Annotated in this window: 14 protein-coding genes; 9 read left to right on the top strand and 5 right to left on the bottom strand. The window is 49.6% G+C overall.

Going from position 1 to position 20594, the window contains the following annotated elements:
• Positions 1 to 218 precede the first annotated feature (218 nt).
• Both gyrB and gyrA read left to right on the top strand, forming a co-directional pair.
• Positions 219 to 2144 carry a DNA topoisomerase (ATP-hydrolyzing) subunit B gene (gyrB, locus tag SPICO_RS09545; RefSeq protein ID WP_041396054.1) on the top strand — a complete coding sequence of 642 codons (1926 nt, stop codon included), beginning with the start codon at positions 219 to 221 and terminating at the stop codon, positions 2142 to 2144.
• A complete protein-coding gene (gene gyrA / locus SPICO_RS09540; RefSeq protein ID WP_013740456.1) occupies positions 2141 to 4666 on the top strand; it encodes a DNA topoisomerase (ATP-hydrolyzing) subunit A in 2526 nt (841 codons plus the stop codon). The genes gyrB and gyrA overlap by 4 nt, the downstream gene beginning before the upstream one ends.
• A 1229-nt stretch (positions 4667 to 5895) precedes the next feature.
• On the opposite strand, the gene SPICO_RS09530 is transcribed toward gyrA, so the two are convergent.
• Positions 5896 to 6132, bottom strand: a complete 237-nt coding sequence (locus SPICO_RS09530; protein ID WP_013740455.1) for a NifU family protein — start codon at positions 6130 to 6132, stop codon at positions 5896 to 5898.
• A gap of 197 nt (positions 6133 to 6329) precedes the next feature.
• On the opposite strand from SPICO_RS09530, the gene SPICO_RS09525 reads away from it, so the two are divergent.
• The 4 genes from SPICO_RS09525 to radA all read left to right on the top strand — a co-directional run bounded on the left by SPICO_RS09525 (position 6330) and on the right by radA (position 10449).
• Positions 6330 to 7094 carry a ParA family protein gene (locus SPICO_RS09525; protein ID WP_013740454.1) on the top strand — a complete coding sequence of 255 codons (765 nt, stop codon included), beginning with the start codon at positions 6330 to 6332 and terminating at the stop codon, positions 7092 to 7094.
• A complete protein-coding gene (locus SPICO_RS09520; RefSeq protein ID WP_013740453.1) occupies positions 7081 to 8040 on the top strand; it encodes a ParB/RepB/Spo0J family partition protein in 960 nt (319 codons plus the stop codon). Before SPICO_RS09525 ends, SPICO_RS09520 begins: the two co-directional genes overlap by 14 nt.
• Positions 8041 to 8114: 74 nt before the next feature.
• Complete coding sequence (gene bamJ / locus SPICO_RS09515) at positions 8115 to 9062, top strand: BamJ family beta-barrel-assembly machinery protein (protein ID WP_013740452.1); 948 nt, start codon at positions 8115 to 8117, stop codon at positions 9060 to 9062.
• Positions 9063 to 9084: 22 nt separating this feature from the next.
• Entirely contained in the window at positions 9085 to 10449 is a 1365-nt protein-coding gene (gene radA, locus SPICO_RS09510) for a DNA repair protein RadA (RefSeq protein WP_013740451.1), read from the top strand.
• Between the two features lie 13 nt (positions 10450 to 10462).
• On the opposite strand, the gene SPICO_RS09505 is transcribed toward radA, so the two are convergent.
• Positions 10463 to 11656, bottom strand: a complete 1194-nt coding sequence (locus SPICO_RS09505) for a TraB/GumN family protein (RefSeq protein WP_041396053.1) — start codon at positions 11654 to 11656, stop codon at positions 10463 to 10465.
• 105 nt (positions 11657 to 11761) lie between these two features.
• Between SPICO_RS09505 and SPICO_RS09500 the strand changes: the two genes are divergently transcribed.
• The 3 genes from SPICO_RS09500 to SPICO_RS09490 all read left to right on the top strand — a co-directional run bounded on the left by SPICO_RS09500 (position 11762) and on the right by SPICO_RS09490 (position 14983).
• Positions 11762 to 12748, top strand: a complete 987-nt coding sequence (locus SPICO_RS09500) for a LysO family transporter (protein WP_013740449.1) — start codon at positions 11762 to 11764, stop codon at positions 12746 to 12748.
• Between the two features lie 2 nt (positions 12749 to 12750).
• Positions 12751 to 13506, top strand: a complete 756-nt coding sequence (locus SPICO_RS10010; RefSeq protein WP_013740448.1) for a M48 family metallopeptidase — start codon at positions 12751 to 12753, stop codon at positions 13504 to 13506.
• A gap of 256 nt (positions 13507 to 13762) precedes the next feature.
• Positions 13763 to 14983, top strand: coding sequence for an FprA family A-type flavoprotein (locus SPICO_RS09490; RefSeq protein ID WP_013740447.1), 1221 nt, complete (start codon positions 13763 to 13765; stop codon positions 14981 to 14983).
• A gap of 167 nt (positions 14984 to 15150) precedes the next feature.
• Here the strand turns inward: SPICO_RS09490 and SPICO_RS09485 are convergent, their stop codons facing one another.
• The 3 genes from SPICO_RS09485 to SPICO_RS09475 form a co-directional block, all read right to left on the bottom strand.
• Positions 15151 to 17526: a fimbrillin family protein gene (locus tag SPICO_RS09485; protein ID WP_013740446.1), complete on the bottom strand. Its 2376-nt coding sequence runs from the start codon at positions 17524 to 17526 to the stop codon at positions 15151 to 15153.
• Between the two features lie 364 nt (positions 17527 to 17890).
• Entirely contained in the window at positions 17891 to 19327 is a 1437-nt protein-coding gene (locus SPICO_RS09480; protein ID WP_013740445.1) for a sodium/glutamate symporter family protein, read from the bottom strand.
• Positions 19327 to 20556, bottom strand: coding sequence for a lysophospholipid acyltransferase family protein (locus tag SPICO_RS09475; RefSeq protein ID WP_083810471.1), 1230 nt, complete (start codon positions 20554 to 20556; stop codon positions 19327 to 19329). The genes SPICO_RS09480 and SPICO_RS09475 overlap by 1 nt, the downstream gene beginning before the upstream one ends.
• Between the last annotated feature and the right edge of the window lie 38 nt (positions 20557 to 20594).

Genomic DNA, 20594 nt, shown 5'->3' with positions numbered 1-20594 from the left:
ACAACCTTGCATTTTATATGGGTAAATGATACAATTACAAGGATTTTCCCTGGTTCTCCAACAGGGGGCAAGGGACTCTCCCGCATGCTTGCGGACTTATTCCGTCTGTACAGGAAAAGGAGCGCGGGAGGAGGATTTTATAACGTAATAAGGATGAATCAATGGATGATACCCAACAGCGGGAAGCTGGTAAAAAACCAGCTCTCCATCATGCTCCCATGGCTGACGCGGAAGGTTCCAGGAAGTATACAGCCAATAGCATCCAGGTCCTAAAAGGACTTGAAGCCGTCAGGAAGCGGCCTGGCATGTACATCGGTTCCACAGGAATCGAGGGTCTGCACCACTTGGTGTATGAAATCGTAGACAACAGCATAGACGAGGCAATGGCCGGTTATTGCGATTACATCCGCATAACCATCGAACCCGGCCAGATTATCACGGTCGAGGACAATGGACGCGGCATCCCCGTGGACATCCATCCCGTGGAAAATAAGAGCACATTGGAAGTCGTCCTTACTATGCTTCACGCCGGAGGAAAGTTCGACAAAGGCTCTTACAAGGTGTCCGGCGGCCTGCATGGTGTCGGTTCTTCCGTCGTAAATGCGCTTTCCGAATGGATGGAAGTTACGGTTCATCGGGCGCCGAATGTCTACCGGCAGGTATATCACAAGGGTATCCCTGATGCTCCCGTGGAGGTCATAGGACAGACTGACCGTACCGGGACCATTGTCCGCTTCAAGGCGGATACGACAATCATGGATACCGACGAGTACAGCTACACTACCCTGGCGGAGCGTTTCCGCGAGCTGGCGTTCCTCAACAAGGGCATCACCATCTCCGTCGGAGATGAGCGCACAGAGGAGAAGAAGGAACGGAATTTCTGTTTTGAAGGCGGCATCAAGAGCTTTGTTGAATATCTCAACAAAAACAACAAGACGATTCATCCTGAACCTATTTTCTTTGAAAGAGAAAAGGATGACCTGAAGATTGACATAGCCCTTCAGTACAATGATCGGTACGATGAGATTCTCTATACCTTCGTCAACAACATCAATACCCGTGAAGGCGGTACGCATCTTTCAGGTTTCAGGAGCGGCATGACCCGTGCGGTGAACGAGCAGTTGAAAAAGAATGCCAAGCTCACCAAGAAATTCACCGACCCGTTGACGACCGATGACCTGAGAGAGGGATTGACCGCCATTGTGTCCATCAAGATTCCTGATCCCCAGTTCGAGGGTCAGACCAAGATGAAGCTGGGAAACCAGCGGGTCCAGGGCATTGTGACATCCGTCGTCTATGAAAACCTGACTAATTATTTTGATGAGTTCCCGGCTGTGACGGAGATGATACTGGAGAAATGCGTGAGCGCAGCCAAGGCACGCATGGCCGCCCGTGACGCCCGTGCGCGGGTGCGTAAGAGTGCTGAAGGACTGGGCTTGCCCGGAAAACTGGCTCCTTGCGCTGAAAAGGATCCGGCAAAGAGTGAAATCTTCATTGTCGAGGGAGATTCGGCAGGAGGGAGCGCCAAGCAGGGACGCGACCGCCAGTGTCAGGCAATCCTTCCTTTGTGGGGCAAGATGCTCAACGTCGAGAAGGCGCGGGAAGAAAAGGTCATGGACAATGATAAGCTCACGCCGGTCATCGCCAGCCTGGGAGCTGGCTTGGGTTCTCATTTTGATGCCGAGAAGGTACGATATCACAAAGTCATCATCATGGCTGATGCTGATGTCGATGGTTCGCATATCAGGACATTGTTGCTGACATTCTTCTTCCGTTACATGAGACCCCTGATTGAAAAGGGTTATGTCTATTTTGCCATGCCTCCCCTTTATAAGATTACGGTCGGCAAGAGTGTTTCCTATGCGTATGACGAGGATGCCCGCGTGCGAATCCTTACAGAGAACAATGTCGGACCCGATGGAAACAAAGCCGCCATCCAGCGTTACAAAGGTCTGGGAGAGATGAACCCTGACCAGCTGTGGGAGACTACGATGAATCCTGACACCCGCATGATTACGCAGGTTTGTCTGGAGGACGCCATCGAAGCTGACCAGGTCTTTTCCATGCTCATGGGAGAGGAAGTGGAGCCGCGCAGGGTTTTCATTGAAGAAAACGCGACATACGTGTCCAACCTGGACGTATGAGGAACGAGGAACATATCGTGGAAGAAAAAGAGTCCAGAATCATAAAAATTGAAGTTTCCCAGGAGATGAAGACCTCCTATCTCAATTATGCCATGTCGGTCATAGTAAGCCGCGCACTGCCTGATGTCCGTGATGGTCTGAAACCAGTCCATAGACGCATCCTGTACGATATGTATGAGATGGGTTTGCGTGCGAACACGCCGTTCAAGAAATCGGCCAGGGTCGTCGGTGATGTCCTGGGTAAATACCATCCCCATGGGGATGCCTCTGTCTATGATGCCTTGGTACGCCTTGCCCAGGATTTCTCCCTGCGCTATCCGGTCGTCCGGCCACAGGGAAACTTCGGTTCCATAGATGGCGACCCGCCGGCTGCCATGAGATATACCGAGGTAAAGATGAGCCGGATCGGTGAGGAAATGCTTGCCGACATCCAGAAGGATACGGTTGACTTCGGACCTAACTATGATGACTCCCTCCAGGAGCCGCAGGTTCTGCCCGCAGCCTTCCCCTTCATGCTTGCCAATGGCAGCAGCGGGATCGCCGTCGGCATGGCGACGAACATGGCTCCCCATAACCTGACGGAAATCTGTGATGCAATCGGCGCGGTCATTGAGAACCCGGATATAGACCTTGAAGGCTTGATGCAGTACATAAAAGGGCCTGATTTCCCTTCTGGGGCTATCATTTGCGGTCAGCAAGGCATCATCGATGCTTTTTCTACCGGTCGTGGAAAGATAGTCCAGCGTGCCCGCTATGAGATTGAGGAGCATGAACGGGGAAGCGACCAGATTATCTTCACCCAGATTCCGTATCAGGTGAACAAGGCTGAATTGGTCAAGAAGATTGACGAGCTGCGCAGGAACGATTTGCCTGCGATTTCCGCTGTCCGTGATGAATCTGACCGTGAGGGCATCCGCATTGTGGTGGAGCTGAAAAAGGGCTCGGTACCGCGCATCGTGCTGAACACACTGTTCCTCCGCACTCCCCTACAGAGCAATTTCAATGTGAACAACCTTGCTTTGGTGAACGGCAGGCCGCAGTTGCTTTCCCTTAAGGAAATCCTGGTTCATTATATCAATTATCGTGAGCAGGTCGTGGAAAGACGGACACGCTATGACCTACAGAAAGCTGAGGAACGTGCCCATATCCTCCTGGGGTTGAAAATCGGCCTTGAGAATATTGATGAGGTCATCCGCATCATCAAGGAATCGGAAGATAACGCCGCGGCCTCCGAAGGGCTGCAAAAGGCTTTTGGGCTTACCAAGATACAGGCCGATGCCATCATCGACATGAAACTTGGCAGGCTCTCCCATCTGGAGACAGAGAAAATCCTTGAAGAGTTGGCCGAGCTTGAGGTCAAGATTGCTTATTACAAGGATCTTCTCGCTGACCGTCGCAAGATTCTGGGAGTCGTTGCGCAGGAAACACGGGAACTTGCCGCAAAATATGGTGATAAACGCCTGACGGAGATACAAAGGGCTGAAATCGGACAGACGCAGGTCGAGGATTTCATCAAGAATGAGGAAGTGGTTGTCGTCATCAGCAACAAAGGCTTCATAAAGCGCGTCGTGGCGGAGGAATACCGTTCCCAAGGACGCGGAGGTTCCGGCGTGAAAGGCGCAAAGCTCATCAACGATGATTTCGTCGAGCATCTCTATGTCGCCTCTACTCATGATTATGTCATGTTCGTTTCCAGCTTTGGCAAGGCGTATTGGATTAAGGTTCATGAGATTCCTGAGGGTTCCAAGGTATCCAAGGGCAGCAGCATTAAGCAGCTCATAGATATAACCGATGGAGAGGAAATATCCTCCATCATCAATTTCACCGAATTCCATGATGACCAGTATTTGTTCATGGTCACGAAGCATGGCGTCACCAAGAAAGTGGGACTGCCAGCTTTCCGCAATGCAAAGAGCCGTGGCGTGCGCGCCTTGTTCCTTGATGAAGGGGATATCATGGTTCAGAGCGAGCTGATGACCGATGGGGACGACATGATGTTCGTGACTGCCGGTGGTCGTGGCTTAAGGATAGCTGGAGGGGATGTCCGTGCCATGGGAAGGGCTTCTCGCGGTGTGCGTGGCATGAAATTGCTTGGGGATGATACGGTCATCGGGCTGTTGAAGGTTGATGATTCCAGGCGCATCCTGATGATAACTGAAAAAGGTCAGGGCAAGCAGGTGAATTTCTCCAACTTCAACAGACACGGGAGAGGGACACAAGGTCAGCTTATCTACCGCATTAAGGAGAAGACTAGTTATCTGGTCAACGCTCTTGCGGTGAATGATGAGAATGATGTGGTTGTAATCACCATGCAGGGACAGACAATCCGCATCCATGTGAATCTGATCTCCACCCAAGGAAGGAACGCCAGTGGTGTCAGGGTTGTCGCTTTGAAGAATCCAAAGGACTCCATCGTCGCTCTCGCGGTCACGGATTACTCCAGAGATGAGGAAGACGGGGTCGGAGAAGATGCCACGGGAGATATCATGGTTGGAGAAATAGTTAATACATCTGCTGAATAAAGCACATTTAGTTACTTAATTAATTTTATTATAACGGTTTATTTGCTATAAAAGTTAGTAAATAGGCCGTTATTTTTTGTCCTGAAAGGACTAGATGTATCGTATTTGTATTGTTGATATCCTGTGGATAACCCTGGGATTATGATGTGGAAAAGCAGTGGAAAACAAGTGCAAATATGGTTGATGAGATGTGGAAAACAGAGGTATTTTAGAAAGAAGGATGGGAAAATCGAGGAAAAGCAAAATCGACCACACAAAACTGTATTGATGCATAGAAACGTGAAAGGAAATGAAAAGTTTAGCAAAATGAAAGCGACTGCTGCTAATAAATAAGGCCATTTATTGTTTTGATGAGTAGAAATTTTTCTTTTGAAGGGTGTCGTGGTGGTTTTTCTTGGTTTTTGGCTCTTTTTTGCAGGTGTTTACATTTTGTTTGTTTCGTGACTTTTGCTTTGCCGTTACCTTACTGGGGAAAAATATCTTTGTATCATCGGACGGGGACAGCCTGTGGATAACCTGTGGAATACTTTATTCAATGAGCAGGTTTTTTGTTTGACGATGCTATTCAGTCAAACGCTTATATTTTGATAAGTAGTTTTGTTATATGGAAATAATATTATGTTTTTATCTTTATTTCCCTTTCTGATGATGGTAGTGATGGTTTGTATATGGTATGTGTGAGATGCTAACATCCTGTGGATAACTCTTCTTGTAGTAAACCGAATTATTGGTAGAATAACGGCTTCTCCTTTTCTTTTTAATTCATGAAGAAGGAGGATCAATGATACGAATTAAGAAATATGGCATGAAATGTTTCACGTGAAACATTGGAGTTGGTTGGGGCAAAATTGATGATACGGGAGATGAGAGCAAGGAACTGCGCGGAGGGTTTGTCGATTGCTTGCGCTAAAATGTTTCACGTGAAACATTGGAAGGCCCGTTCATGTTTGTCATGATACATGTAGTAATCTCAACCTGTTTTTACATATAATGACAGTGCATGATATGGTTTTTCATGAGACTTTATATTATTTTGCTTTTTTAAAAGTGGCTAGCCTGTTTATTTCTATATATATTGAATTTAGTAACACTCTTTACGGTGTTTTCCGTTGATTGCGGTGTTTTTACGGGTGTTAACTCAATTTAATAAAAATACCTGAAGGTTTTGTTGCCTTCAGGTTTCACGTGAAACATTGACGAATGGATATTGGTGCGGCTATTGGTGCAGTTCAGGCCAAAACGCCTTCTTCTTCACATACAATGACGAGATCTGGACTTACGGCGTGGTGAAGATATCTTTCAACGCCACCTTTAAGAGTCATTTTCGCCATGGGGCAGCCAGCGCATGCTCCTGTAAGACGGACGATGACTTTGTTGTCATCAAGCTGGACAAATTCAATATCTCCCCCGTCGTTCTGTATTGCTGGTCGGATAGCCTCAATTGCTTCCTTGATTTGTTCTTGCATATGTACCTCTTTCCTTGGGCTGTGCATGATGTAAGATACTTCACCCGTGTCCAATGGTCAAGGGAGAGCTTTTTTCTGTCACATTTCTATTACAATTTAACTTCTGTTTCCGTATGTAGTTCTTCTTTACTTTGTGGTTCTTGTATAAAAGCCTTCTTTGTCGTGACATTCTTTCTATATTCCCGTATATTGTCCGTATGAGTGTCGTGAAAATTATCTTTTCTAATCAGAAAGGTGGTGTTGGAAAGACAACGACTGCCGTTAATCTCGGTGCCGCCCTTGCCCAAAGTGGCAAGAAGGTTCTGCTGGTCGATATTGACTCCCAGGGGAACCTTACCAGTTCAGTGTCTGGCGATTCTCATTTGCCTGGAACGTATGAGGTAATCGCGGGAACTGTTACCGCTGCGGAAGCGTGTCAGGCTACTCCTGTAAAGAATCTTTTCATCATGGCAGGGAATATAAACCTTGTTGGATTGAATGTGGAGCTGGTAGAACAGGAGCAACGTGAGTTCTTCTTGAAAAAAGCGCTGGCTCCTATTGAGCTGGAATGGGACTATATTCTTGTAGATTGCCCGCCATCCCTGGGAATTGTGACGATGAATGCCATGTGCTGGGCTGATTATGTCATCATCCCCATGCAATGTGAATATTTTGCAATGGAAGGTCTGAACCTGCTGATGAGGACGATTGCCAATGTGCGACGCTCACTTAATCCCCGTCTTTCAATCCTTGGCATTGTTTTTACCATGTACAATAAGCGGATTAAACTTGCCAATGAGGTAGTCGAGGATGTTTCGACATATTTCCCGAAGTTGGTATTTTCTTCAAAAGTACCCAGGAACGTGCGGCTTTCCGAAGCTCCGTCCCATGGATTGCCCATCAACGTCTATGATGCGAGCAGCATCGGCGCGAAGTCATACAAAAGTCTAGCTGAGGAGGTGTCTGAACGTGTCTCCAAGTAAGAAACATGGATTAGGCAAAGGAATCGGAGCCTTGATGGATGATTATTCATTCGACACGGTATACGAAACGGCAGTCGCGCATTCCTTGCCTGACGCATCGAGCCCAGAATCAGCCAAAGGTTTATTGGTACAGGAAATAGAGATTGAACGACTTCACCCTAATCCCAACCAACCGCGCAAGACTTTTGACGGGGAAACGCTGGAAGAATTGGCGGAATCCATAAGGAACCAAGGAATCCTGCAACCTTTGCTTGTCGAGCGGATTTCTGATAAAGATTACAGCATCATAGCAGGTGAGAGACGGTATAGGGCGGCCAAACTAGCCGGATTGGCGGCAGTTCCTGTCATCGTGAAGGATTTTACCAACCAGCAACGCCTGGAAGTCTCTTTGGTGGAGAACATCCAGCGGGAAAACCTCAATGCCATTGAAGAAGCACAGGCATATGCATACCTGATTAAGGACGCTGGTATACGGCAGGAAGATCTTGCCCAAAGGGTAGGAAAGAACCGTACAACCATCACAAACAGCCTGAGACTTCTTCAACTTCCTCCTGTATTCAAGGAAGCCGTGGCGAAAGGCCGACTTTCCGCCGGACATGCCCGCGCTTTGCTTTCCGTCGTGAATCCCGCTGACCAGGAAATCCTTTACAGGCGAGTTATTGAGCAGGAACTGTCTGTGCGGGAAGCTGAACGGCTGGCATCCGACTTCAATTATGGGAAACGGCTCTCTCGACCAGGAAAAGGCCCTTCCCGTGGAGATGCCCTTCCTATGAAATCAGCTGATATCCTGGCAATCGAGAACAAGTTCCTTGAAGTAACAGGGGTCAGGGTTGAGGTAAAAGGTTCGATTGAGAAAGGGAAAATAGAAATAACCTACCAAAGCCAAGAGGAACTGGAGAGGATATACGCGCTGATATCCCCGGAGCATGATCTGTTTGAAATTTGAAACGAACGGAAGCCTGTGGATATAATAAAGAACGAAGCAGATAATACGATTATATAAAGGATAAGGTAGCTCTCATGTCAAACAAACTTGCTGATGGTCTGTATGCGGCCATCCACACAACAAAGGGGGATATCATCCTGTCCCTCGCCTATGATAAGGTTCCCATGACCGTTGCGAATTTCGTCGGTCTTGCGGAAGGTGCCTTGAATCTTGAGAAAAAAGGAACCCCATATTATGACGGACTGGTCTTCCATCGTGTCATTCCTGAGTTCATGATTCAAGGCGGTTGTCCTAAAGGGACGGGAACGGGGGGGCCTGGTTATTATTTCCCCGATGAGTTCGATGATTCCCTGCTCCATGATGGCCCAGGTACTGTTTCCATGGCAAATGCCGGCCCAGGAACCAATGGCAGCCAGTTTTTTATCACGCATGTCGCCACGCCAAGGCTTAACGGCAAGCATTCTGTCTTCGGCCATGTGGTAGAAGGACAGGATGTCGTGGATAAAATCAAGCAGGGAGACAAAATAAACAGCATCAATATACTGCGCGTCGGGGCTGACGCTGAAAATTATTCAGTGACTCAAGAGGCTTTTTCCGCCTTGGTTGAGAAGGTTGCCCGTGTTGCTGAGGAAAAGAAGGAACAAGAGCGCAAAGCTGTTGACCAAGAACTGAAGAACCGCTGGCCTGATGCGGTAAAAACTCCGTCAGGATTGAGATATGTCATTGTACAGGAAGGAAAAGGAACAGATTCACCTGCCCGTGGAGCAAAGGTGACAGTCCATTACACAGGCTCCCTGCTCAATGGTAAGGTATTTGACAGCTCGACCCAGAGGGGAACGCCCGCACAGTTCAAGATAGGGGAAGTCATAGAAGGCTGGAATGAAGCACTCCTGACGATGCACAAGGATGAAAAGCGCACACTCATCATTCCCCCTGAACTTGGCTATGGTACACATGGCTATCCTGGAGTCATCCCGCCAGATTCTTATCTTGTCTTTGACGTGCATCTGATAAGCTGGTAAAGGGAGGAGAGGAAGAAAAGTCATGAAAGGGAAATCCATACGCTACGCATGCACGGAGTGCGGTCATACAGAAGCAAAATGGCTGGGACTCTGCCCTTCATGCGGAGCGTGGAACTCTTTTGTCGAAGAAGCTGTTGTTCCTGATACCAAAGGTTCTGCCCGTAAACTTGCTCCTACGACCATGAAGAAACCGCTTCCCCTTGCTGAAATCGTCGTCACGGAAGGCTTTCGCTTTGATACCGGAATGACGGAGCTGGACAGGGTACTGGGCGGTGGCGTGATGCGTGGGGCATCTGTCCTTCTTGGAGGAGAGCCCGGCATAGGGAAATCCACCTTGATGCTTCAAGTCCTGGGACAGTGTGGCGCGGCGGGACATAAAGTTCTTTATGTATCGGGGGAAGAATCCTCCGCGCAGATTAAGCTGAGAGCTCAGCGGCTGGATGTCCCCCTGAATAAAGTTGACGTCTATTGTGAAACACGGCTGGAAGAACTTGCTTCGACCATTTTGTCTTCTTCTCCGGATGTCCTTGTCATTGATTCCGTCCAGACTCTCTGGTCTTCTGCCATTCCTTCCGCGCCCGGCACGGTCAATCAAATCAGAGCGTGCTGCATGGAATTGGTAGGACTGGCAAAACAGTCAGAAACAGCAATCTTCCTTATCGGACATGTCACCAAGGAAGGGCAGCTTGCCGGCCCCAAGGTGATCGAGCATCTTGTTGATACTGTGTTGTACTTTGAACAGGCTTCTTCCGGTATCCGGCTGGTTCGGGCTGAAAAGAACCGTTTCGGGACGGTCGATGAGATAGGGATTTTCCTGATGGGAGAGAAGGGGCTGACCGCGGTTCCTGATCCGTCCGGATTTTTCCTTTCCCGCAGGAACGACGGACTGACTCCCGCAGGCATCGCGTATACCGCAGTGGTCGAAGGAACCCGGACTTTCTTAGTGGAAATACAGGCATTGGTCGTTCCGGCAAAGGGAGGCTTCTCCCGTATCTATTCGGATCGAATTGATTCCGCCCGTGTATCACGAGTCGCGGCTGTGTTGGAAAAACATGGTGGGTTGCGTATCGGCGACCACGATATTTATGTAAATGTCGGGGGAGGGATGAAGTTGTCCGAGGTTTCAATTGACCTTCCCCTTGCCCTGTCTCTCTGGTCGGCAATGATATCGCGACCGTTGCCGGATAAACTGGTCAGTTTCGGCGAGTTGAGTCTGGCTGGGGAAGTGAGGCCGGTAAGTTTTCCTGATAAAAGAGCAAAAGCGGCAGTGGACATGGGCTTTCCGCGTCTTCTTGTCCCGTCCTCCGCTTCCCTGGATAAAAAAGCAGGTCTTTGCCGCGCCTCAAGTATCTCAGACGCATTAAAAGTTTGTGGAGAAATAAAATAAGCAACTTAGTAAGTTATACTAACTTACTTATGAGCCACGGGAATGCTATAAAGGTTCCTAGTATGCTGCCCACGCTGGACAACAGGAATACCAACAAAGCCCTGAAAATACGATTACGATACCAGCCCCGTACCGATGTGATGTCATCATTAAGCTGCTCAAAGTCCTTCACCCTGGGATGGCGCATGGTCAGTTCCATGATGCCCGCGATCATGCCGACTCCAATGGCGGGATGCAGGGCGGCTACAGGCGCGGTGACGATAGTCACCAGGATGGTCAGCGGGTGGGCAAGGGCAGCAATGGCTCCGATGCCTGCAAAGCTTCCGTTGATTAACGCCCAGTACAGGAAACTGGTCAGTCCTTGGTTCCATCCTGCATTGATGAACCCTGCAACTATCAGGCCGACGAGGGCAAGCGGAATGAGCCACACCGCTACCTTTCCTGCTTTTCCTGCCGGAGGGACATCGGATATATCGTCAAGGGAGGGGGCCATCTCTCCATTGTCCAGCCTTCCCATGTTTTCTATCAAGCCTTGGGCGTGACCAGCTCCGATGACCGCCACAATGTTTTTCCCCGGAGCGGAATAGATGGAAGATGCCAAATAGCGGTCGCGTTCATCAATCAGGACTTCCTTGATGGTAGGCAGTTCCTTGGACAGTTCATCCAACATGCCTTGCAGGACATCCTGCTCCTTGAGTTTTTCCAAGTCCACGGCCTCAAGTTCTCCCTTGTCGAAGGCACTGGAAAGAAGCGTGGACAGGAGTTTTGCTTTGTTCCAAAGTGAAGATTTGCGCCACGCGCGTTTCAACGTGACTTGGATTTCCCGGTCGCAGAAGGAAAAAGGAATGCCCTTCTCCTGTGCAATATAGGCGGCTCCGAGGATTTCCTGCCCCGGAGCGCTTCCTGTCTGGACACTCATGCGCTTTTGGAAGGACGCCAGCACCATGTTGGCCAGAAGGAGAAACCCCTTGCCTTCTTTCAGGACTTTCTTCAAGTCCATCGTCTCCCATGAGCTTTCCTGATCCTTTGTACGGAAACGACCTTTGTCCAGTTCAATGCAGATATGGTCAGGATTCACCTGGTCAATGATGGAGGACACCTCCGTCACGCTTTCTTGCGAGATATGGGCGGTTCCCACCAAAGTGATAATGCGGCCATCGGACAGGGTAATCTTATGTATCGTATCGCTGATGCGTTCACTTGTCATGATGAAAACTATACAGACGTTATGGCTAAGGGACAAGAGCATCATACAGACTCTGAAAAATCATACTTGCTTTTTGTGTGAAGATTATTCTACAGTCAAGGGGCAATGTCTACCTTCCTTTACATGGCTTCACTGATTGGGTTTCTACTCCTTGGTATTTTCCTCGGCAGATTGTGTGCCGGAAAAGAATGGGTAGGGCGCATGTTGCCGCGCGTCCGGACAGCCGCTCTCTGGCTGCTCCTGTTCATGATGGGTATTAGCACGGGTTCCATCGAGGGCATAATGGACATGCTTTCACGCATGGGAATCATTGGGCTTGCGTCCGCTATCCTTGCAATCATTGGTTCCGTCATGCTGACAAGTCTCCTGCTTCTGTTCCCGTCCCCGCCTGCTCAGACGGATGGCGGAACAGGGTTCTCCCATGAGAATGAGACAAACGCATTTCTGACAGGAGATGACCCGCATGGCCTCAGGAGGGCGTGGCATATCTTCAAGGAACCCTTGTTGCTTCTTGGCATCGTGCTGGGGGGCATTACATGTGGCGTGACGACCGGAGGCGCATGGTTTGATTCCCGCTGGATATCCATACTCCTTCGTTTTATGATGGTTCTTGTGGGGATGCTCCTGATGGGGCAGGGCATACGGTTTTCCCATCTCCTTGTTTCTCCCCGGCTGCTTTTCATTCCCCTGTGTACCATTGCAGGAAGTGTGGGCGCGGCGTTGCTCTTGATTCCATTCACCGGCGGCCATGCCGGGCAGTCCATGGCCATCACTGCTGGTCTGGGTTGGTATTCCTTGAGCAGCGTGATGATAACCGACTTCGGACTTCCTGTGATCGGGACAATTTCACTCTTGGCCAACCTGATGCGAGAGACGCTCGCGTTCTTTCTCATTCCTCTTTTTGGCCGCTTCGGACGGAAGACTTTGCCCCTTGCCCTGACCAGTGCCGCGGCGACCACGATGGATGTCACGCTGCCCTTGATAAGCTCCAACTTTGGCGCGGCGTCCGTGGGGATTGCCATTTATAACGGCATCGTCACATCAATCGCTGTTCCTTTCCTGATTCCCCTTGTTCTGGGGATAGGAGCGTGAGCATGGATGCTGCGTCTTCCCAAGCCCGCCGCATGGTCATGGATGGCGGAACTATGCTTGAGTATGAGCTGGTTCGCCGGAAAGGAAAACGCACAGTCACTATCAGGATAACTCCTGATGGCCTGATAAAGGTGTCTGCGTCATATTCCTGCACATCTTCTTTCATTGAGGATATCATCAGGAAAAAATATCCATGGATTAGGAAAGTCAGGGAAAAAATGGCTTCGGAAGCTCCTCCGTGGACAGGAGAGAAGTGGAATGACGGGATGTCTTTCTTTTTCATGGGACAGTCTGTTACACTTCGGGTCAAAAGGAAGAATACTGGTCGGCCAGAGGTCTTTCATGGGACAGAGGATGATTCCTTGGTCGTCACGGTGACAGATGATGCCGGGCAGGAGCAGGTCGGACGTGTTCTCATGTCATTTTTCCGCAGGGTCGCCTTGCAATCCTATGAAAGTGAAGTATCGTCTATTCTGGCGCGTACTGGTCTGGAACATAAGATGGTGAAAGTGAAAATCACTTCTTCCCGTTCCCGCTGGGGTAGTTGCTCGAACCGTGGGACGATTTGTTTTTCCTTGAGGTCACTGGCGCTTCCCGGACATCTGAGGGAATACCTGGTTCTTCATGAAGTCGCCCATCTTGTCCATATGAATCATGGTACGGGCTTCAAAACCTTCCTTACCACGTACATGCCAGACTGGAAAGTCAGGGAAAAAGAAATGCAAGGCTGGCAAGTGGCCAGCCGGACATATACCTGAGAGGATGCGAAACCGCGAGGGCGGGAGCCTGTTCTGATTTTTGCATCTGTCCCATTTGGTGCTTCTCCCATTGTGAACGTACGCGGTCACAATCTGATTTGTTAAAAATGAACGCGTGCGTTCATGATCCGAACAAGAGTCTATCGACATTCCGGTGCGCTTCCGGCAGAGAGGGCTTCTATACCGGATGGCCTGTTTTTGATATACTTTCGAGCGGTGACAGGAGCTTTCTTGTCTCATACCACGGAGGATACACATGCATCCCGATCAATTAGCCAAGAACATCTGGCGTGTACATACCCGGATTGGAACACATGACCTGTTCGAGGGTATCTGGCCCCTTCCGGAAGGCGTCCTCATCAACGCCTATGTCGTGAAAGGCTCCAGGAAGACAGCCCTGATAGATTTTGTCTGCGACTGGGAGAACGGGGAAAGCGACTTGACCGGACAGATGGAAGAAATCGGCGTGAAGGTCGCCGATGTCGATTATGTGGTCATCAACCACATGGAACCTGACCATACCGGTGCCCTTGTCGATTTTCGCAAGAAGAACAAGACAGCACAGATTTATTGCACGAAGAAAGCGGAACCCCTTGTCCATCATTTTCTCCGTGTCACCGACAATATCCACGTCATCGAGGATGGGGAAGAGCTGGACTTGGGTGACAGGACATTGGTTTTTTATGAAACGCCCAATATCCATTGGCCTGAAACGATGATGACCTTCGAGCGGGAATCAGGCATCCTGTTCTCCTGTGATGCCTTCGGGTCCTTCGGATTGTTCGACCATACATTTGAAGACGAGCTTTCCGAGGATGAAAGGGAACTGTACCGCCAGGAGGGAGAGCGTTATTATTCCAACATAGTCTCGACCTTTTCCACATTCGTCCAGAAAGGGCTTGCAAAATTAGCTCCGCTCCCCATCACCATGGTTGCTCCCAGTCACGGCGTTCTCTGGCGTAAGGATATTGAACGGCTTTTCTCATGGTATGGAAAACTTGCGCGGTATATGAACGGTCCCGCGGAAGAAGAAATCACTCTGGTCTGGAGCAGCATGTACGGCAACACCGAGTCCTTGCTGGAATCGGTGAAGGCCGGAGTTGCGTCAGAGGGCGTGAAACTACACATATTCCGCGTACCCCAGACTCATGCATCGTTCATCCTTGAATACGCATGGCGTTCATCGGGCCTCATATTCGGCATGCCTACGTATGAATACAAGATGTTTCCTCCGATGTACCATGTTTTGGACATCCTTGAACGAAGCCGCGTGAACAAGCGCAAGGTCATGCGTTTTGGTTCCTTCGGCTGGTCGGGTGGGGCTCAGAAGCAGTTCGACCAATTTGTAGAGACATTGAAATGGGATTGCGTCGGTACGGTGGAATTTCAGGGCGCTCCCACGGAAGAAGACCAGAAGAAGGCTTTCGAGTATGCCGCCGAGCTTGCCCGGCAGGTCAAGGCGGAAGTTCGTACATAAGGCCGATTGACTTCTGTAACGGCAGAGAGGGTGTTGCAAAAGTGTGAAAACTTTAACCGATGCCCCCTGACCATGGAGAGGGGAGAAAAAGAAGGAAGTGACCGGCGTACCGGGACGACCAGTTGGTTGGTCGCCGTGTGTACGCCGGTATTTTTTTCATGCTTCGCTCAGAGAATTACCTGCACGGGTGTGGTTGTCATGGTGAGTGCTGTGCCGATACCCAGTTGTCCTTGATCATTGTTTCCAACCGCCCAGAGTGTCCCGTCGTTTTTCAGAAACATCGTATGGTTTTCTCCACCAGAAACAGCCACGACATCAGAACCCATGGACGTGATCCGCACAGGTGTCTTTCGGTTGTTCGTATCGCCGAGACCCAGTTGACCATAATCGTTCAATCCGGTTGCCCAGAATGTCCCGTCTTTCTTCTGGATTATTGTGTGGTGGTTTCCAGTGAAGACGGCCACGACAGGATTGGTATCCAGCTCAGTATTCATAGATGCAACCGGCTCGGGCCTGCTTCTGTTGGATAGAACGCCGCTGTCACCTAGACCCAGTTGCCCATACCAGTTACGTCCAGTTGCCCAGAGTTCCCCGTTCTCTTTCAGGAACATTGTATGGGCGTTTCCTGTGGAGACCGTCGTGACAGGATTAGTATCCAGATTAGTATTCATGGTCGGAATCTGTACGGGACTAAGACGGTTGTTCGTATCCTCGACACCCAGTTGACCATACAGGTTGTATCCCGTTGCCCAGAGCGTACCGTCCTTCTTCTTCATTACCGTGTAGTGGTTTCCGGTAAAGACATCCGTGACAGGATTGCTCGGCTCAGTATTCATTAACGTGACTGGAACGGGTGTGCTTCTGTCGATCGTATCGTTGAGACCCAGTTTGCCATTATCGTTCCATCCTGTCGCCCAGAGCGTCTCGTCCTTCTTCAGGAACATTGTATGGAAGGCTCCGACGGCGACTGACACGACAGGATTACCAATCAAATCATCATTCATGGTCGGAATCTGAACGGGAATGGTTTTAGTATTCCGATTCTCGCCGATACCCAGTTCGCCATAATGGTTATTTCCCATCGCCCAGAGCGACCCGTCCTTCTTTTGAATTATTGTATAATAGCATTTGGTGAAAACTTCCTCGACATTAGTCATTTTCACGTCACCATTGGTAGAATCCCAGACCTGCACGGGCGTACTTCTGTTGTTCGTATCTCCGACACCCAATTGACCCGAAATATTGTTTCCAGTAGCCCAGAGCGACCCGTCCTCCTTCAGGATTAATGTGAACCCCCATCCGGCGGAGACTGACTTGATCTTCACCAGCCACCGTGCATACAGTGTCACATCATGGTCAGGAATCACGAATGTATCACCGGCGACATACTGGGTTCCGTTGCCATCAGGCTGAGTATTCCATCCGTAAACATAATGGGTGTCCTTTTCCAAGTCTCCAGACCCCGGTAGTGTGATTTGGGTTCCTTTAAGGCCGAACATCTGTTCCGGCGCAGAACCGCGTGTAGAACTGTTGCCAGAAAAGAAGACGCTGTATGGCTTGACAGCAGCCCAGTTCCCGCCGTCACTTTCATCCCAGTCTCCGATCTCAATCTTGAGTTCGGCAACGGCGACTTCTTCATCAGACGTATTGAGCGTCATATTGTAGACATGCTGCTTGCTTTTGTCGAAGTGAATCAGGTGCTTGTCTTCGTCAGCTACGGAATCCGCTGCCCATGTGTATGTATCAGAGTCCAGGGTAAATTCCAGTTTCAAAGCATCCAGCAGGATCTCCGAGTGAACCACAGGTATCAGTACCGCTTCAAACCTGCGCTTGCCTGCATCTTGCTCCGCTTGGCTGAGGGTGTGGGAGATGTTCTTCATGATGATTCCCTCAACGGAACTTGTGACTGACAAGGCTCCGGTATCCAGGTTGAACGTGCCTTGCGTGCTTGTGCCTTCGACCATAACGGAAAGTACACCACCCGTGATGGCGTCCTTATCGACGCTCGTGCTTGGGGAGATGTTGACAATCAGGCGGGAAAGCATATGGTCAAGCTTCAGCCGTACCGTCGAGGTATTGTTCTGTACGTTGTCGGCGCGTCCCCACAGGAAGTCAGCCGTCCCGGTCATCTGTTCCGAGGAACTCCGGTTGATGTCTATGGCCACGGTCGTAGGGTCAGAGATGTTTTCATCATAGGGATAGTAGGCGATGAAGTCGAAGTGTGTAGCGGTAGAGTTGGAAATGTCATCCCACTTCAAGGTATCGGCAGCGGTAGCAGGAGTGAAGCCGGAAGTCTGGAAAGCTGTGTCAGCCAGATACTTCTTGTTGAAACGCGCATCCACAGGGGTGGGGGTGTCATCCAAATCCACATTGGCGGTGGCCATGAAGATGCCGACTTCATCATCGGCTTGCCATTCGGAATTTGCCGTGGCCTTGCGTCCGATTTCCGTACTGAAACGCACTGCATTGGTATTTGAAATATTCAGCTTGTTGTCGCATGAAATAAAGGTGATGAGAAGCATCAGGATGGTCAGGAAGACCATGACGCTTAGTTTAGTCTCTCTCTCTCTCTCTCTCTCTCTCTCTCTCTCATAGTGTCTTTTCCTTTCTCCATGAAGAAGATGATGACATGCCAGCTTACGCATATGGTAGTAATTAATAAAGTAGTATAAACGTGGTGATGGCAGAAAGCTATTACCCAAAGGTATTATTTTGCAGGAAAAGCAGAGAAAACCATATAATACTTTCGGGTTATTTGATGATTTAAGGCGTAAATTTAGTAAATTAATACCGTTTCAAATGTGTGATGTGCAAAATAATGGGAATTATAAAAAACGGGGATGCCACAAACTTTTGCAACAACCCCATTCCCTCTGTAGTAAAGACATTGTTTTTCGCTAGTACCTTTCAGTCCTTGTCCTTCGCAGGGATATAAAAGAATTTTCTTGGTTGAATCAACGCCCTTTTCCCCGACATCTTCACATACGCTATAAGAGAACCGAACATATAGATGGCAGAAATCCCCAAGGCAATCCAGAAAAGGGACGGATTATTCATGGTTCGGCTCATCGCAGGGAGGTTGATTGACAAGAGCAGGGGCACGGCAAGAATAAATACAATGCCCGTGCTGTACATGTAATCAGATACGGCAGGCGTTTCGAAATCGGGGTCAACCACCCGCACAAGGGCAAGACCGGTAGGCAGTGTTCCTGTCGCGGTTCCGTAGATGAGAAGCATGCGGAAGAAACTATGGTCATGAAAGAGGCGGGAACACATGTAAGGAAGGAGGAATACCGTCAGCAGGATACCGACGATTACCATGAAGATAATGGGAATCCAGTAACCGGTGATGGCTGCAAGGGAGATGGCTCCCAGTGATGAAGCGACGGTCAAGTCAACCGATAGACCGCTAATCCGGTTCAGGGTGTGGTCGTCTATAGTATGGGCAATGCCGATTTTTACGCAGATGTTCTTGACCCCGATGGCGCATAGGGCACTGAATATGAAATTGATTCCCCAGAGGCTCGTAGCAAATTCTTCGCCTAAAGGACCGGCCAGGCTAAGGAGAGCATGAATCCCTTTAAGGACACCCCAACTAATCAGATATGTGCCCATTACAAGAGCTATATGATAGCTCAGGGTATCAAGTGATTCTCCGTCAGTGGTAATCAAAGAACCGGTGACCTTTTCTTCGCTTTTTGAGACAAAGCCGGTACGCACTGATTCAACCTTCATGGTTTCCTGGTATTTCTTGTCAATCCAACCCAGTCTCACCGCGCGGTTTATCAGGATGACTCCGCCCACATTACCCACGATGAATCCAATCGCGGCGACCGTCAGTCCTATGGAGCTTGCGCCTGTGAAACCCATGGATTCCCACGACAGCCCTATGGAATAAGCCTGTCCGGCTCCCAGCTCAAAACTCAGCGGCAAAATGTAGCCGAAGGCGGGGAATAAGTCGGGGAAGAAAGTAGATATCAGGGCTATAGTGAGCAGAAGACCAAAGACACACTGCAAACCATATTGGCTCATGGTAGCCGTCACGTTTTCCGCCACCGAGCGTCTGACGTTTTTGCTTTCCCGCACTTCCTTTTTTTCAATCCGCAGCAGCATTGAGATGAAACTTATGTTGAGCAGATGATAGACCAGTTCGCCGAGAAAAGCATTGTTCATCCCCAGCGATGGCGCTACAAAATTATAAAAGACTAGGAGGAAAGCTCCGGCAATCATGGGCGCAGGAACCAGGAAAACCTGCAAGAAACGAAGCCTCGCCCTTAGGAAGGAAGAAAAAAGCAAAGTTACCGATAAGATACCGATGTGTATGATATAACTCCATTCAACCATCATGAACTCCTTGATTCGGGATTTTTTATGTCAGTGAACAGATCGCTGTATTTCAGTACTGGCTCTCCCTTTTTCAATCTCAGACGCCAGACCTTGCCTTGGAGAGAAAATTCCATGGTACATTTCGCATTGACTATGAGTGATGTCATCTCGGAGAAAAGGAATATGGCGACGGCTTCTTTTTTCTTCCTCTCAAAGGGAGGCAGCGAAGCCGCCCGCGAATGGGCAGGAACGATGATCCGGATGCCTTCTTTCTCCAGGCAGGCAAGGAAGTCCCCGATATAACGGAGCCGGAGCCTTTCATCGGAGAACATTTCAAGACGGGCTCCCTTGTCCGGACGGAAGGCGGGTAAGGTTCCCTTGGAATAAGCTTCATGCAGCATGTGACGTTCCCATTCTCTCCATGCGGGGATGTCGGGGAAGGGACAGGTTCCACTGACCACATGAAGACGGTCATACTCGTCCATCCTCACTTCCAGACCAATCTGCGGACAGCGGATGATATCTCCCTGTGATGAGATGAGAGCATCAGCAGGCGCACCGGGAGTGAGATACAGTATCTGGGAAATGCCTTCCGTCCTGCGGGTGCTTCGGTATGGCAGAGGAGTCTTTTGCTGCATCGCCCTGTGGCTGAAACCTATGTTCTTCTCAATTCTCTGATAAAGGGCATCCAACGTCATGGCTTCAATGTCCTGCGGCATGAGCGTTTCGACGACCCTGATGGTCAAGGGGCCTTTGCGAGCGGAATATGCCCAGCGGGGATGGAGGAAATATCCGCCTTCAAGATTGATGCAGACGACAGGAACCTTGAAGATACGGATGAGCTTGACCAAGGCTTTGTCAAAGGCAATCGGCTCGCCGTCCCATGTCCGGGTAGCCTCCGGGAACAGCCCGACTACTTCTCCTTTCTTGAACGCGGCGGTCAGAATGCGCATCATCTGCATGTCATTCCTTCCCTGGTTCTTGGGGATCGATGTGAGGAAACGGGCAAGGATGCTTCCCAATGCTTTCATCCTGAACAGATATGAGCCTGCCATCCAACGGACATTGTGGGGCATGTACGGGGAAATGAAGAAAGGATCCATGATATGTACATGGTTCGAGATGATGATGTACGGACCTGAACGGGGAATCCTGTCAAGACCATCCCACTCCAAAGAAAAGCAAAGCGAGAAATATGCACGGAACAAGGGTCTGAGGACTCGTGTCAATAAAGGCATAGTACTCATGTTTGTCTTTTTAACATGATAAACCTATGCTGACCAGC

Origin of the sequence: Parasphaerochaeta coccoides DSM 17374, from assembly GCF_000208385.1 — a bacterium.
GTDB lineage: Bacteria > Spirochaetota > Spirochaetia > Sphaerochaetales > Sphaerochaetaceae > Parasphaerochaeta > Parasphaerochaeta coccoides.
The sequence above is the reverse complement of the archived record's forward strand: the minus strand, read 5'-3'. Positions and strand labels throughout refer to the sequence as shown.

What these genes read in the sequence shown, in the direction of transcription:
- gyrB (WP_041396054.1), top strand. Translation starts at nt 219, where the DNA reads ATGGCTGACGCGGAAGGTTCCAGGAAGTATACAGCCAATAGCATCCAG.
- SPICO_RS09530 (WP_013740455.1), bottom strand. Translation starts at nt 6,132, where the DNA reads ATGCAAGAACAAATCAAGGAAGCAATTGAGGCTATCCGACCAGCAATA.
- bamJ (WP_013740452.1), top strand. Translation starts at nt 8,115, where the DNA reads ATGTCAAACAAACTTGCTGATGGTCTGTATGCGGCCATCCACACAACA.
- SPICO_RS09480 (WP_013740445.1), bottom strand. Translation starts at nt 19,327, where the DNA reads ATGGTTGAATGGAGTTATATCATACACATCGGTATCTTATCGGTAACT.
- SPICO_RS09490 (WP_013740447.1), top strand. Translation starts at nt 13,763, where the DNA reads ATGCATCCCGATCAATTAGCCAAGAACATCTGGCGTGTACATACCCGG.
- SPICO_RS09485 (WP_013740446.1), bottom strand. Translation starts at nt 17,526, where the DNA reads ATGGTCTTCCTGACCATCCTGATGCTTCTCATCACCTTTATTTCATGC.
- SPICO_RS09505 (WP_041396053.1), bottom strand. Translation starts at nt 11,656, where the DNA reads ATGACAAGTGAACGCATCAGCGATACGATACATAAGATTACCCTGTCC.
- SPICO_RS09500 (WP_013740449.1), top strand. Translation starts at nt 11,762, where the DNA reads ATGTCTACCTTCCTTTACATGGCTTCACTGATTGGGTTTCTACTCCTT.
- SPICO_RS09475 (WP_083810471.1), bottom strand. Translation starts at nt 20,556, where the DNA reads ATGAGTACTATGCCTTTATTGACACGAGTCCTCAGACCCTTGTTCCGT.
- radA (WP_013740451.1), top strand. Translation starts at nt 9,085, where the DNA reads ATGAAAGGGAAATCCATACGCTACGCATGCACGGAGTGCGGTCATACA.
- SPICO_RS10010 (WP_013740448.1), top strand. Translation starts at nt 12,751, where the DNA reads ATGGATGCTGCGTCTTCCCAAGCCCGCCGCATGGTCATGGATGGCGGA.
- gyrA (WP_013740456.1), top strand. Translation starts at nt 2,141, where the DNA reads ATGAGGAACGAGGAACATATCGTGGAAGAAAAAGAGTCCAGAATCATA.
- SPICO_RS09525 (WP_013740454.1), top strand. Translation starts at nt 6,330, where the DNA reads ATGAGTGTCGTGAAAATTATCTTTTCTAATCAGAAAGGTGGTGTTGGA.